Origin of the sequence: Kitasatospora sp. NPDC089913 (genome assembly GCF_044748625.1) — a bacterium.
Classification (GTDB): Bacteria; Actinomycetota; Actinomycetes; order Streptomycetales; family Streptomycetaceae; genus Kitasatospora.
In genome coordinates this window covers 51,636-64,669 of sequence record NZ_JBIVGI010000042.1, presented here as the reverse complement: position 1 = coordinate 64,669, position 13,034 = coordinate 51,636, and the positions used below count along the sequence as shown (strand labels likewise).

The window sequence follows — 13,034 nt, the reverse complement described above, 5'->3', positions numbered from 1 at the left end:
GCCTCGGCGCACCGCCCCCCCCCCCCCCGGCCGCGGGTGGGGGGGCTGTGCCCCACGGGGGCCCCCGCGCCGGCCGCCGGGCCGGGGGCCGGGGGGGCCCCCCCCCCCCGGGGGGGGGCCCCCCCCGCGTCCGGGTGCCCGCGGCCGGGCCGCCCCTGTCAGCCGAGCAGCTGGGCGAGGGCGCGGTCGGCGTCCAGGTACAGGTGCTCCTCGCCCTCGGGCACCAGCAGGTGGCTGCGCCACAGGAAGCGCCGCAGGTCGGCGGCGTCGAACCGGACCAGTGCGGCGCCCTCGGGCGCGCGCAGCTCGACCAGGGTGCTCCGGCCGGGCCCGGGCCGCACCTGCACGTCGCCGACGCCGGAGGGCAGCTCGAGGCCGCCCGCGAGCAGCCGGCGGGCGAAGACCCAGACGATGTCGCCGCTGTCCGGCCCCGCCGCCGCGGTGGGTTCGTCGAGGGAGAACTCACCGGGGAAGGCCATCCGGACCGCGAGCGGGTCGTCCGTCCGGTAGGTCAGGGCGACCCGCAGCCGGGCGGACCGGTGCGCGGACAGGATCAGTCGGGCCTGGACGGTCTCTTCGGCGGTGGCGTGCACGGCGGTTCCCTTCGCTGGTGAGGCCGTGGCGGGCGGTGGAGGGTGGAGCGGCCTCACCCGGAGAGAGACGGCGGGAGGGGTTCCGCTTACGCGGGTTTCCCGGAATTCCGCTGTGATCCACCTCACATCGATTTCCGGCCGTGCCCACCCCGGGCAGGGCGGACACCGGTCCGGTCCGACCTCGCCGTGGCCGCCCGAACGGCGCCGGGACCGGTACGCTGGGTGGGTTGTCCGAACGCCGTCCGACCGTGGATCGAGGCCGCGAAACCGCCTCTGACCTGCGATGATCCCCCCTCGGAGACCGTGAGTACTGCCGCCGCCCCGATGCCGCTCTTCTCCGACGCGAACGAGTCGCACGCGCCCGTCCGGGCCGTCGGCCATGCCGCGCCGACCAGTTCGCACCAGCTCTCCCCGGCCTTCCCCGGCCGTGCCCCCTGGGGCACCGCGGGCAAGCTCCGGGCCTGGCAGCAGGGGGCGCTGGACAAGTACATCGAGAAGCAGCCGCGCGACTTCCTCGCCGTCGCGACCCCGGGCGCCGGTAAGACCACCTTCGCGCTGACCCTGGCCTCGTACCTGCTCCACAACCACCTGGTGCAGCAGATCACCGTGGTCGCGCCGACCGAGCACCTGAAGAAGCAGTGGGCCGAGGCCGCCGCCCGGATAGGCATCAAGCTGGACCCCGGCTACTCCTCCGGGCCGCTCTCCCGGGAGTACCACGGCATCGTGGTCACCTACGCGGGCGTCGGCGTGAACCCGATGCTGCACCGCAACCGCACCGAGGCCCGCAAGACGCTGGTCGTCATGGACGAGATCCACCACGCCGGTGACTCGAAGTCCTGGGGCGAGGCGTGTTTCGAGGCCTTCGAGCCGGCCGCCCGGCGCCTCGCGCTGACCGGGACGCCGTTCCGCTCGGACACCAACCCGATCCCCTTCGTCCAGTACGAGGCCGGGAGTGACGGCATCCGCAAGTCGGTCGCCGACTACACCTACGGCTACGGGCACGCGCTCGCCGACCACGTCGTCCGTCCGGTGATCTTCCTGTCCTACAGCGGCAACATGCGCTGGCGCACCAAGTCCGGCGACGAGCTGGAGGCCCGGCTCGGCGAGCCGATGACCAAGGACCTGATCGCCCAGGCCTGGCGCACCGCGCTCTCCCCGCAGGGCGAGTGGATCCCCTCGGTGCTGCAGGCGGCCGACCGCCGGCTCACCGAGGTCCGCAAGGCGATCCCCGACGCCGGCGGCCTGGTGATCGCCACCGACCAGAACGTGGCCCGCGCCTACGCCAAGATGCTGCGCGAGATCAGCGGCGAGAAGGTCACCCTGGTGCTCTCCGACGAGACCGAGGCCTCGCAGCGGATCTCCGACTACGCGGCCGGGACCTCGCGCTGGATGGTCGCGGTCCGCATGGTGTCCGAGGGCGTCGACGTGCCCCGGCTGTGCGTCGGCGTCTACGCCACCTCGATCTCCACGCCGCTGTTCTTCGCCCAGGCCGTCGGCCGCTTCGTGCGCGCCCGCAAGCGCGGCGAGACCGCCTCCGTCTTCCTGCCGACCGTCCCGATGCTGCTGGGCTTCGCCAACGAGATGGAGCTCCAGCGCGACCATGTGCTGGACCGGCCGAAGAAGGAGGGCGAGGGCCTCTTCGACGAGGAGGACCGGCTGCTCGCCGAGGCCGAGCGGGCCAACGACGGCCCGGACGGCGCGGGCGGCGACGAGTTCTCCTACGAGGCGCTGGGCTCCGAGGCGGTCTTCGACCGGGTGCTGTACAACGCCATGGAGTTCGGGATGCAGGCGCACCCGGGCAGCGAGGAGGAGGAGGACTACCTCGGCATCCCGGGCCTGCTGGAGCCGGACCAGGTGCAGATGCTGCTGCAGAAGCGTCAGCACCGGCAGATCCAGCGGAGCAAGGGCAAGCCGGCCGAGGAGGCCGATCTGCTGGAGCTGCCGGCCGAGCAGCGGCCGGTGGTGACCCATCAGGAGCTGCGGGAGCTGCGCAAGGAGCTGAACGCGCTGGTGGCCGCCTGGCACCACCGCACCGACCAGCCGCACGGTACGGTCCACAACGAGCTGCGGCGGCAGTGCGGCGGTCCGCTGACCGCGCAGGCCACCGCCAATCAGCTGAAGGCGCGGATCGCCAAGATCCGGGAGTGGGCGAAGTAACGATCCGTCGGATCGGCCGGGTCGCTCGGAGGGTGTCGGGGCGGGGCGGTCGGACCCGCCGTTCCCGGGGGGTGGTCCGGGGGTGGGGCGGACGGCGCTCCGGGGGCGCTCCGGGTTGTTCCCGGCCGCTCCGGGGCCCGTTCCCGGCCGGTCGTCCGGCCCCTCCGATCCCGGGTGTCTGTCCGGACTTCGGACTGTGCTCGAACTTGCGCCCGGTCGGGCCGGGTGGAATGCGGACCTTTGTCCGCTTCTGTCCGGTCGGGGCGAATTGATCTTGACCGAATTTTGGACAAACACTTCCGCCGCCGCATTTCCTTCACTACCTTTCCCCCACGCTCTCCCGCCGGGCAACCCCCGCGGGACGGGCATCGCAGGGCCCCAGGACGTCAAGGACGACACACCGCGGCCCTGGCGCGGCCACCCCCCTGCGCGCGACCACCGAGTCCCGGACCGGCCAGCCGATCCGCGACCGCCGCGGAAAGGAATTGCGCGTCGTGACTGCAGAGACCTCCCAGACCCTGGACCGGGGAGTCCGGGTCCTCAAGCTCCTGGCCGACTCGGAGCGCGGGCTCACCGTGACCGAACTGGCGGCCCGCCTCGCCGTCAACCGGACGGTCGTCTACCGGCTGCTGGCCACCCTGGAACAGCACGGGCTGGTCCGCCGGGACATCGGCGGCCGGGCCCGGGTGGGCCTGGGCGTGCTCCGGCTCGCCCACCGGGTCCACCCGCTGCTGCGGGAGGCGGCGCTGCCCGCGTTGCGCAGCCTCGCCGAGGACCTCGGGGCCACCGCCCATCTGACCCTGGTGGACGGCAACGAGGCGCTCGCGGTGGCCGTCGTCGAACCCAGCTGGACCGACTTCCACGTCGCCTACCGGACCGGGCTGCGCCATCCGCTCGGCGAGAGCGCGGCGGGCCGGGCGATCCTGGAGGCCCGGACCTTCCCCAGCCAGCGCCGGCCGGAGCAGGGCTTCGTCATCACCCGGGCGGAGGAGCAGTCCGGCGCGTCCGGCGCGGCCGCCGCACTGCTCGGCCTGAGCGGCATCGAGGGCAGCGTCGGCGTGGTGATGCTGAACGGACTGGTCCCGGAGCGGGTCGGCCCCCGCGTGGTGGAGGCCGCCACCGAGGTGGCCGACGCGTTGCGCTGACCGCCCCGGTCCGCCGGGTGGGCCGTTCGGGTGGCCGTGTGCGTGCCCGCCGGACGGCCCCGGTGTGTTTGGATGCCTCTGTGTCCGACACCAAGCTGCCCAAGGCCCTGACCTCCCCCCGGACCCGGGCCCTCGCGCTCTGCGGCGCGACGGTCGCCGCACTGTTCGGGGTGGCCGCGTTCGTCCCGCTGCCCTACACGCTGACCTTCCCCGGCGTGACCGCGGACACCCTCGGCAGCTACCAGGGCCGCCCGGTGCTCACCGTCACCGGCGCGCCGGTCCGGGCCACCCAGGGGCAGCTGCGGATGGTGACCATCTCGGCGACCAACCCGGGGGAGCGGACCACGCTGTGGCGTTCGCTCCAGGCCTGGTTCGACGAGGACGAGGCCGTCCGGCCCAGTGAGACGGTCTACCCGCAGGGCGACCCGGCGAAGGCCAACGAGGTCACCGCCCAGCAGATGGCCGAGTCCCAGGACGCCGCCACCACGGCCGCGCTCGGCTACCTCCAGCTGTCGCCCGCGCAGGTGAAGGTCGCGATCGACCTCGGTGACATCGGCGGCCCCAGTGCCGGGCAGATGCTCGCGCTCGGCATCGTCGACAAGCTCCGCGGGGACGGCAAGGGCGGCGACCTCACCGGCGGGACGACCGTCGCCGGCACCGGGACCATCGACGACCGGGGCGTGATCGGCCCGGTCGGCGGTGTGCCGCTGAAGACCCAGGCGGCGGCGCGGGACGGCGCGACCGTCTTCCTGGTGCCCAAGGACGAGTGCGCGGACGCCAAGGTCAACCTCCCGGCGGGGCTGCGGCTGGTGCCGGTCGGCACGCTCGCGGAGTCCGTCTCCGTGCTGGAGGCGCTGCGGTCGGGCGGGGCCGTTCCGGGGTGCTGAGCCGCCGGGTTCGGCCGGGCCGCCGGGTTCCGTCGAGCGGCTGAGCAACTGAGCGGCTGAGCGGCTGGGCAAGTGGACGGCCGGACGGCCGGGCGGTGGGCTACTCGGCGGCGGCCTGGTCGACCAGCGGCAGGATCCGGTAGGGCACCGGGTTCTCCAGCGCGATCGCGGTGGAGGACCGGACGATCCCGTCGAAGCCCACCACCCGGTCGATCACCCGCTGCAGGTCGGCGTTCGACCGGGCCACGATCCGCACCATCATGTCGCCGTGCCCGGTGATGGTGTGCAGCTCCAGCACCTCGGGCACGGCCGCCAGATGCGCGCGCACGTCGGCGCCCTGTCCCTGGGAGATCTCCAGGGTCGCGAAGGCCGTCACCGGGTAGCCGAGCGCCGCCGGGTCCACTTCCGGCCCGAAGCCGCCGATCACCCCGCGGGCCTGGAGCCGGTCCAGCCGGGCCTGCACGGTGCCGCGGGCCACCTGGAGCCGTCGCGAGCACTCCAGGACACCGATCCGCGGCTCCTCGGCGAGCAGCCGGATCAGCCGCCCGTCCAGGGCGTCGATGGCGTCGTTGACGCTCCCCGTGACCGCCCCGGCCGCGGGCCCGGACCCGGCTCCGTTCGCGGTCCCGGCAGCGGCCGGGGCGATGCCGGAATGCCCTTGCCCGGCAGGCGAGTTGGGCGAACCAGGTGCGCCCGTCGGGCTGGCGGCGTGGGCGGGGGGCATCGCGGGCTCCGTCCTCGGGTGGGCATTGTGTACAGCGGTGCGGCCGATTCTCCCGCCCCGGAGCACAGCTTGACCAGGAGGAAACGGAACAGTTGCGCGGATGTCGCCCCGGCGCCACCCTCCAGCCACGACCCCGCGCGCCGGCCCCCACCGGTCCGCGAGCGGAACCGTGGTCCCGTACCCCCACCGGGAGGGCTGACATGACCGACACCGCCGCCGAACCCGCGCTGCTCACCGCCGCCGGGCCCGACGAGCCCGGCCTCCTCCCGAGGGGTCGCGCCGACGCGGTGGTCCTCGTGGTCGGGGACGCCGAGCGGGCGGCCCACCGGTACGCCGTCGCGCTCGGCCTGCGCTGCACCGCGTACGCCGGGCCCGAGACCGGCGAACCCGAGATCGTCTCCTACGTGCTGCAGGGCCCCGGCACCCGCTTCGTCCTGACCTCGCTGGTCCAGGTGATCGGCCCGCGCGGCCGGGAGCTGGCCGGCCACCTGGCCCGGCACGGCGACGGCGTGATCGACCTCGCGGTGGCCGTGCCGGACGTCTGTTACGCCTACGACTACGCCGTCGACCGGGGCGCGGCCTCGCTCGCCGAGCCGTACGAGGTGCGGGACGCGTACGGCACGGTGGTGCTCGCCGCGATCGGGGTGCCCGGCGGGACCAGGCACACCCTGGTCGACCGGTCCCGCTACCGGGGGGCCTATCTGCCGGGCTACGTGCCCTTCGAGCGGTGGTGACGGAGCGCCGGGGCCGCGGGCCGGCCGGACCGGCTCAGCGGACGACGGTGTCGACCACGGGCGGGTGCCCGTTCCAGTAGACGAACACCGAATTGGCCTGGTTGTCCTTGGTGAAGTCCACCCGGATCCACTGCGGACCGTCCCAGACCTGCATCTGCCAGCCGGGGTCCGGGGCGGCCGTGACCAGTGAGGCCCGGTCGGGCCCGAGGTCCAGGGCGACCTTGCCGCCGGGAACGGGATAACTGCGGACGGAGGACGTCGTGCTCGTGGCCGGCGCCGGACGGTGCGACACGACGGCGGCGGTCGAGGGGGCCGCGGGTGGCGCGGCGGAGGCCGGGGGACCGGGCCTGGACGGGGCGGCCGACGCCGGGGCGGTGGACGGCGGCGCGGCCGGATCCGGCCGGCCGGCCGACTGCGCGGGATCCGCCGACGGGGTCGGCGTGGGTCTCGCGCCACCGGCCGACGCCGGTGAGGGCAGCGGCAGCGCGGTGGGCTGTTCGAACGCGGCCCCGGTCAGCACCGTGTGCACGCCGAACCAGGACAGCGCCACCGCCGCCCCGGTGGCCGCCGCCCAGGCGCCGAGCTGTACCAGTCCGTTCCGCATAGTGCGCACATCCTGCCCCATCACGGCTCCCGGCAGGTGGGCACCCCCGCACTTCCACAGGGGACTTGCACAAACCCGCGACGTTCCGGGCGAACCCTTCCCGAAGGTTCACGAAGCGCTGCCCGGGGCCACCCCGAGGTACAGACCATTCGGGGCCGATGCCGTACCGTGCAGCCCCATGGCAACAGTGCTCGTGGTCGAGGACGACCCCTTCGTACGATCCGCCCTCATCCGCCACCTGTCCGACACCGGCCACGCGGTCCGCAGCGTGGGCACGGCACTCGAGGCGCTGCGCGAGGTCGCCCAGGTCGGCTGCGACCTGGTGATCCTGGACCTCGGACTGCCGGATCTGGACGGCAGCGAGGCGCTCAAGATGATCCGCGGGCTGACGAACGTCCCGGTCATCATCTCCACCGCCCGCGACGACGAGGCCGAGATCGTCCGGCTGCTCAACGACGGCGCCGACGACTACCTGGTGAAACCGTTCTCCGGGGAGCACCTGAGCGCCCGGATGGCCGCCGTGCTGCGCCGGCTCGGCGGCGGGGCGGCCCCGGTCAGCCAGGTGCTCAGGGTCGGCGGGCTGGCGATCGACCTCCAGCGGCGGGAGGCCGCACTCGACGGGCGGGCGCTTGACCTGACCCGGCGTGAGTTCGACCTGCTGGCCTTCCTCGCCGCCCGCCCGGGTGTGGTGGTGCCCCGCAAGGAGATCCTGGCCGAGGTCTGGCGGCAGACCTACGGCGGTGACCAGACGATCGACGTGCACCTGTCCTGGCTGCGCCGCAAGCTCGGGGAGACGGCGTCCAGCCCGCGCTACCTGCACACCGTGCGCGGGGTCGGGGTCCGGCTGGAGGCGTCCGGGCACCCCGCCGGGCCCGGGCCCGTCCCGGTGGAGCGGCGGACATGAGGCGGTTGCGGCACTCGCTGCGCTGGGCCCTGATCAAGGCCGCGGTGGCCGGTACCACGATGGTCGCGCTGGCCTTCCTCATCCCGCTCGGCCTGATGGTCCAGCAGACTGCCCGGGACCGGGCGTTCACGGCCGCGGAACGGCAGGCGGCGGCGCTCGGTCCGGCCCTGGCCATCACCACCGACCAGGACGCCATCGCCCGGGCGGTGGCCTCGACGGACGCCGGAGCGCAGGGGCGGATGGCGGTGCACCTGCCGCCGGCCGCGGCCTCGGGGGCAGGGGCGTCGGGGGCCGGGACAGCCGGGACGGGGGCGTCCGGGACGGGCGCGCCGTCGGGACCGGGCGGTGCCGCCGGCGGGGTGGCCTCGGCGCCCGGCGGGACGGCGCCGGCGGGGAAGGTCTCGGACGGGACGGCGGCGGGCGCCGCCGGGGGGTCGGCCGCCGGTGCGACCATCGGCGAAGTCCGGGCGCTGGCCGCCGATGTGGCCAGCGCCGGGGGCCAGGGACGCTCGTTCACCGTCGAGGTCCCGGGCGGCTACGCGCTGCTCCAGCCGGTCGCGGTGGACACCGCCCGGACCGCCGTGGTCGAGGTGTTCGTCGCCGACGGCGACCTCACCCGGGGCGTCGCCACCGCCTGGCAGGTGCTCTCCGGGGTCGCGCTCGGCCTGGTCGCCGTCTCGGTGCTGGTCGCCGACCGGATGGGCGCCCGGATCGTCGGCTCGGCCCGCCGGCTCGCCGCCGCGGCCCGATCGCTCGGCGCGGGCGACCTCGCCGTCCGGGTGCCGGTGGACGGCAAGCAGGCCGCCGGCAGCCCCGAGGAGCTGCGGGAGGCCGCCCACGCGTTCAACGCCATGGCCGACCGGGTGGTCCAGCTGCTGGCCGCCGAACGGGAGTTGGCCGCCGACCTGTCGCACCGGCTGCGCACCCCGCTGACCGTGCTGCGGCTCAACGCGGCCTCGCTGGGCGAGGGCGACGCGGCCGACGCCACCCGGCACGCGGTGGCGCAGCTGGAGCGCGAGGTCGACCAGATCATCCGCTCGGCCCGCCGGGCACCGGAGGACGCCCCCGCCGTCACGGTCGGCTGCGACGCGGCCGAGGTGATCCGTGAGCGGGTCGGCTTCTGGTCGGCGCTCGCCGAGGACGAGGGCCGCCGCTGGCAGCTGGCCGGCGCGGACCGGGAGACGCCGGTCCCGGTCCAGCGCGGGGATCTGGCCGCCGCCGTGGACGCGCTGCTCGGCAATGTCTTCCGGCACACCGGGGTCGGCACCGCGTTCTCGGTGGACGTGCTGGCCACCGGGAGTTCGGTGATCGTGCTGGTCGGCGACGCGGGCCCGGGCTTCACCGATCCGGAGGCCGCCCTGAAGCGGGGCGAGGGCCACGGCGGCGAGGGCTCCACCGGGCTCGGGCTGGACATCGTCCGCAAGCTCGCCGAGGCCACCGGCGGGGACCTCGCGCTCGGGCGGTCGGCGGTGCTGGGCGGGGCCGAGATCCGGCTGCGGCTGCGGTCCAGGCCGGACGGCGCCGTGCCGCCCCGGGCCGGTCGGCGCCGTGGCCGGGGATCGCTGTTCGCGCGCTGAGCGGGGGACCGCGGAGCGGTTGAAGAAAGGTTTCGGCGCCGACGGCGGCCACCGGGGCCGGGCGGGGTCCGGGCCGGTCAGGGTGGGTTCCGGGCCGGTCAGGACCCGGCGGCGGGCCGGAGGGCGTCTTTCTTAAGCGCGTCGTAAGGGAGTTCTACCCCTGGCTCAGCAGGCGGATTCCGGCCGTTCGCCCCCGCTAGCGTCGTCCGCGTCGGCCGCGCCGGTCACCCCCGACCGCGCATCTGCCAGCCCCGGAGGTACGCCCCATGACGACCCAGCAGCCCCACCGCCGCCCCGGCGGCCGCCGTCGGCGCAGCCGCCGGGGCACGGTGCTCGGCGCCTCGGCGGTCGCCGCCGCCCTGGTCGCCGGCGGTGTCGTCGTCCTCGCCTCCTCGGCCAGTGCCGCCCCGCTCGGCGCCGTCTACACCCGCACCAGCGGCTGGGACTCCGGCTACACCGGCCAGTACCTGGTCACCAACCCGGCGGACCGGGCGATCGAGGACTGGACGCTCACCTTCGACCTGCCCGCCGGCGCGAGGATCGACTCGCTCTGGAACGCCACCTTCACCGCCGAGGGCGGGCACATCACCGTCCGGCCCGAGTCGTGGAGCAAGCGGCTGGAGCCCGGGCGGAGCGTCGTGGTCGGCTACGTCGCCCAGGGCGTCGGCGCGGCCCAGGCCGAGCCGGGCAACTGCCTGATCAACAAGATCTCCTGCAAGGCCGGGGACGGCACCGCGCCCACCCCGTCCGGCCGTCCGACCGGTACCGCGACGGCCACGGCCACGGCGTCCGCGTCGCCGTCCGCGTCCGTCCCGGTGACCGCGACGCCCTCCGCCCCGGTCACCGCCACCGGGACCGCCCGGCCCACCACCGGGGTGCCGAGCCCGACCGGCACCGGGACCGTCCGGCCGACCGCTCCGGTCACCCCGACCGCGACGTCCGGCACGACCGCCACCGCCGCGCCCACCACTCCGGTGCCCACCACTCCGGTGCCCACCGCCACCGCGACCGGCACCCCCGCCCCGGCGGGCGGCGGCCGCTTCGCTCCGTACGTCGACACCTCGCTCTACCCGCCGTACGACCTGGTCGCCACCGCCAAGGCCACCGGGGTCAAGGACTTCACCCTGGCCTTCGTCGTCTCCGGCGGCGGCTGCACCCCCAAGTGGGGCGGTGTGACCGAGCTCGCCGACGACGCGGTGGCGGCCCGGATCGGCGCCCTGCGGGCGATCGGCGGCGACGTCCGGGTCTCCTTCGGCGGCGCCAACGGCAGCGAGCTCGCCCTCGCCTGCTCCTCCGTCGCCGACCTGACCGCCGTGTACCAGCGGACCGTCGACGCCTTCGGCCTCACCCGGCTCGACTTCGACGTCGAGGGCGGCGCGATCGCCAACACCGCGGCCAACACCCGGCGCGCCCAGGCCGTCGCCCAGCTGCAGAAGAACGCCGCCGCCAGGGGCAAGGCCCTGGACGTCTCCTTCACCCTTCCCGCGCTCCCCTCCGGACTGACCCAGGAGGGCGTCGACCTGGTCGCCGACGCCAAGCGCAACGGGGTGACGATCGGGGCGGTCAACATCATGGCGATGGACTACGGCGACGGGGTCGCCCCCGACCCGCTGGGCCGGATGGGCACCTACGCCATCGCCGCGGCCACCGCCACCCAGGCCCAGGTGAAGAGCGTGCTCGGCCTGGACGACGCGGCCGCGTGGCGCCGGGTCGCGGTCACGCCGATGATCGGCGTCAACGACGTGGCCAGCGAGGTCTTCACCGTCGCCGACGCCAAGCAGCTCGCCCAGTTCGCCGCGAGCAAGCACCTGGCCTGGCTGGCTATGTGGTCCGGCACCCGCGACAAGGCCTGCGAGGGCGGGGCCAAGGCGTACGCGGACGCGAGCTGCAGCTCGATCGTCCAGCAGCCGCTGGACTTCACCCGGGCCCTCGGCGCCTACACCGGCTGACCGGCCCGCCGGGCCCGTGACGGGCCCGGCGCAGACCGGCTCCCGGGCCCGCCGACCTCGTGCGGCACCCGGCGGACCCGTCCGCCGCACCGACTCCGGCCGTCCGTGCCCCGACCGCAACGGGGCACGGCCGGCCGGCTCCAATTCCCCGGCGGCCACTCTCCGTCACGAAGATCGATCCGGCCCGTCCGCCGGGCATCCGGTATCGTCGCTGGTTGGCCGATCGGCGGACGGAGCGAGAAGTGACAGCGGTGCAAGACGAGCGCGGCGCGGTGGACACCCCACCCGACCTGACGCCCGCCCCCCTGTCGGACCGGCTGCGCACGGCCCTCGGAGCGCCCGTCCGCGCCCTGCGCGAAGCCCCGCGCCGTCCGCTGCTGATCGTCTCCGTGCTCGCGCTGGTCTCGCTGCTCGGCTACGCGGTGGTGCGGCACTTCGCGCACACCTCGATGGTCGACATGATCGTCTACCGGGCCGAGGGTGCCGCCGTCGTCAACGGCGGCGACCTCTACGGCCTGCGCGTCACCCAGTGGAACCTGCCCGCCACCTACCCGCCGTTCGCCGCGATGCTGTTCGTGCCGACGACCTGGTTCCCGGTGCCGTTCCTGCGGGTCGCGATCACGCTCTGCAACATCGGGCTGCTCGCACTGTTCGCCCACCTGTCGTTCAAGCTGGTCGGCTGGCCGCGCCGGGACCTCCGCGCGATCGCCGTGATCCTGGTCGCCGGCGTCGGCGTCTGGCTGGAACCCGTCTACACCACGCTGCGCTACGGCCAGATCAACCTCGCCCTGGGCTGCCTCGTCCTCTGGGACCTCACCCGGCCCGACGGGAAGCGCGGCAAGGGCATCGCGATCGGCATCGCCGCCGGCATCAAGCTCACCCCCGGCCTGTTCGCGGTCTACCTGCTGCTCACCGGCCGGATCCGGGCCGCGTTCGTGGCCGGCGCGACCTTCCTCGGCACCTTCCTGCTCGGCGCGCTCGTCCTGCCCGACGCCACCTGGGGCTTCTGGACCAAGTACCTCTACGACTCCTCACGGGTCGGCAAGACCGAGATCGTCGACAACCAGGCGCTCAGCGGGGCCGTCGCCCGGCTGCTGCACACCTCCGCACCGGGCTTCACCGGCACCCTGGCGGCCGTCGCCGTCGCGGTGGCCGGCCTCGGCGTCGCCGCCTGGGCCGCCCGCAGCTCGCGCCTGCTGGCGCGCTCCGAGGCCTGGGGCGTCTGCTGCGCCGCCGTCACCGCCGTCCTGATCTCGCCGATCAGCTGGACCCACCACTGGGTCTGGTGCGTGCCCGTACTGGTGCTGCTCGCGAGCGAGGCGGCGGTCGAACGGGCCCGCCCGGCCGCCGTCCGCAAGCTGCGCTGGCGGCTCGCCTTCGGGGCCACGCTGATCGCCTTCCTGTCGTTCGCGATGTGGCTCGCCAAGCCGAAGGGCGCGCTGGTGCTGGAGCTGTCGCCGCTCCACCAGATCCCGACCTCGGTGTACCCGCTCGTCGGGATCTGCTTCCTGCTGGCCGCCGCGCTACGCGTACGGGCCCGGCGCCGGGCGGCCGGAGCGGCGCCGACCGCGCTGCCCGGTCAGCGGGACGGCGGTTCGTCGGAGTCCGCGCGCGAGCGTCAGCAGGCCCCCGCGGCCCGCTGACTCGGCCCGCGCGCCGGGGCGGCCCGGGCGTGCGGCGCGGCGGCCCGGGCGTGTGGCGGGAAGGCCCGGGCGTGCGGTGGGAAGGCCCCGCCGGTCCGGCCGGTCCGGCCGGTCCGC

11 protein-coding genes are annotated in these 13,034 nt (G+C 75.1%); 8 read left to right on the top strand and 3 right to left on the bottom strand.

Going from position 1 to position 13,034, the window contains the following annotated elements; all coding sequences use genetic code 11:
* Positions 1 to 158: 158 nt before the first annotated feature.
* A complete protein-coding gene (locus tag ACIPYS_RS37335; RefSeq protein ID WP_231977762.1) occupies positions 159 to 593 on the bottom strand; it encodes an SsgA family sporulation/cell division regulator in 435 nt (144 codons plus the stop codon).
* A 324-nt stretch (positions 594 to 917) separates the two neighbouring features.
* Here ACIPYS_RS37335 and ACIPYS_RS37330 point away from each other — a divergent pair, with 324 nt between their 5' ends.
* The 3 genes from ACIPYS_RS37330 (at position 918) to ACIPYS_RS37320 (ending at position 4,782) form a co-directional block, all read left to right on the top strand.
* Positions 918 to 2,750, top strand: coding sequence for a DEAD/DEAH box helicase (locus tag ACIPYS_RS37330; RefSeq protein ID WP_093861917.1), 1,833 nt, complete (start codon positions 918 to 920; stop codon positions 2,748 to 2,750).
* A gap of 494 nt (positions 2,751 to 3,244) precedes the next feature.
* Positions 3,245 to 3,895 (top strand): IclR family transcriptional regulator, encoded by a 651-nt coding sequence (locus ACIPYS_RS37325; protein ID WP_030308168.1) that lies wholly within the window; start codon positions 3,245 to 3,247, stop codon positions 3,893 to 3,895.
* An 80-nt stretch (positions 3,896 to 3,975) separates the two neighbouring features.
* The gene (locus ACIPYS_RS37320; protein WP_400754673.1) at positions 3,976 to 4,782 is read left to right on the top strand and encodes a S16 family serine protease; all 807 of its coding nucleotides are present in this window, start codon (positions 3,976 to 3,978) and stop codon (positions 4,780 to 4,782) included.
* A 100-nt stretch (positions 4,783 to 4,882) separates the two neighbouring features.
* On the opposite strand, the gene ACIPYS_RS37315 is transcribed toward ACIPYS_RS37320, so the two are convergent.
* On the bottom strand, positions 4,883 to 5,344 hold the full coding sequence (locus ACIPYS_RS37315) for an Lrp/AsnC family transcriptional regulator (RefSeq protein WP_030308163.1): 462 nt from the start codon (positions 5,342 to 5,344) through the stop codon (positions 4,883 to 4,885).
* 362 nt (positions 5,345 to 5,706) lie between these two features.
* Here ACIPYS_RS37315 and ACIPYS_RS37310 point away from each other — a divergent pair, with 362 nt between their 5' ends.
* Positions 5,707 to 6,240, top strand: coding sequence for a VOC family protein (locus tag ACIPYS_RS37310; protein ID WP_093861918.1), 534 nt, complete (start codon positions 5,707 to 5,709; stop codon positions 6,238 to 6,240).
* A gap of 34 nt (positions 6,241 to 6,274) precedes the next feature.
* Here ACIPYS_RS37310 and ACIPYS_RS37305 read toward each other — a convergent pair whose 3' ends face one another.
* Positions 6,275 to 6,844 (bottom strand): hypothetical protein, encoded by a 570-nt coding sequence (locus tag ACIPYS_RS37305; RefSeq protein ID WP_093861919.1) that lies wholly within the window; start codon positions 6,842 to 6,844, stop codon positions 6,275 to 6,277.
* Positions 6,845 to 7,022: 178 nt separating this feature from the next.
* Between ACIPYS_RS37305 and ACIPYS_RS37300 the strand changes: the two genes are divergently transcribed.
* The 4 genes from ACIPYS_RS37300 to ACIPYS_RS37285 all read left to right on the top strand — a co-directional run bounded on the left by ACIPYS_RS37300 (position 7,023) and on the right by ACIPYS_RS37285 (position 12,917).
* Positions 7,023 to 7,748, top strand: coding sequence for a response regulator transcription factor (locus ACIPYS_RS37300; RefSeq protein WP_078880030.1), 726 nt, complete (start codon positions 7,023 to 7,025; stop codon positions 7,746 to 7,748).
* Positions 7,745 to 9,325, top strand: a complete 1,581-nt coding sequence (locus ACIPYS_RS37295) for an ATP-binding protein (RefSeq protein WP_400754668.1) — start codon at positions 7,745 to 7,747, stop codon at positions 9,323 to 9,325. Before ACIPYS_RS37300 ends, ACIPYS_RS37295 begins: the two co-directional genes overlap by 4 nt.
* A gap of 266 nt (positions 9,326 to 9,591) precedes the next feature.
* Positions 9,592 to 11,274, top strand: a complete 1,683-nt coding sequence (locus ACIPYS_RS37290; RefSeq protein WP_400754665.1) for a cellulose binding domain-containing protein — start codon at positions 9,592 to 9,594, stop codon at positions 11,272 to 11,274.
* A gap of 242 nt (positions 11,275 to 11,516) precedes the next feature.
* Positions 11,517 to 12,917, top strand: coding sequence for a glycosyltransferase 87 family protein (locus tag ACIPYS_RS37285; protein WP_400754662.1), 1,401 nt, complete (start codon positions 11,517 to 11,519; stop codon positions 12,915 to 12,917).
* The last annotated feature ends 117 nt before the right edge of the window (positions 12,918 to 13,034 follow it).

Coding starts and splice junctions, on each gene's coding strand:
- ACIPYS_RS37330 (WP_093861917.1), top strand. CDS start 918: ATGCCGCTCTTCTCCGACGCGAACGAGTCGCACGCGCCCGTCCGGGCC.
- ACIPYS_RS37310 (WP_093861918.1), top strand. CDS start 5,707: ATGACCGACACCGCCGCCGAACCCGCGCTGCTCACCGCCGCCGGGCCC.
- ACIPYS_RS37305 (WP_093861919.1), bottom strand. CDS start 6,844: ATGCGGAACGGACTGGTACAGCTCGGCGCCTGGGCGGCGGCCACCGGG.
- ACIPYS_RS37300 (WP_078880030.1), top strand. CDS start 7,023: ATGGCAACAGTGCTCGTGGTCGAGGACGACCCCTTCGTACGATCCGCC.
- ACIPYS_RS37295 (WP_400754668.1), top strand. CDS start 7,745: ATGAGGCGGTTGCGGCACTCGCTGCGCTGGGCCCTGATCAAGGCCGCG.
- ACIPYS_RS37290 (WP_400754665.1), top strand. CDS start 9,592: ATGACGACCCAGCAGCCCCACCGCCGCCCCGGCGGCCGCCGTCGGCGC.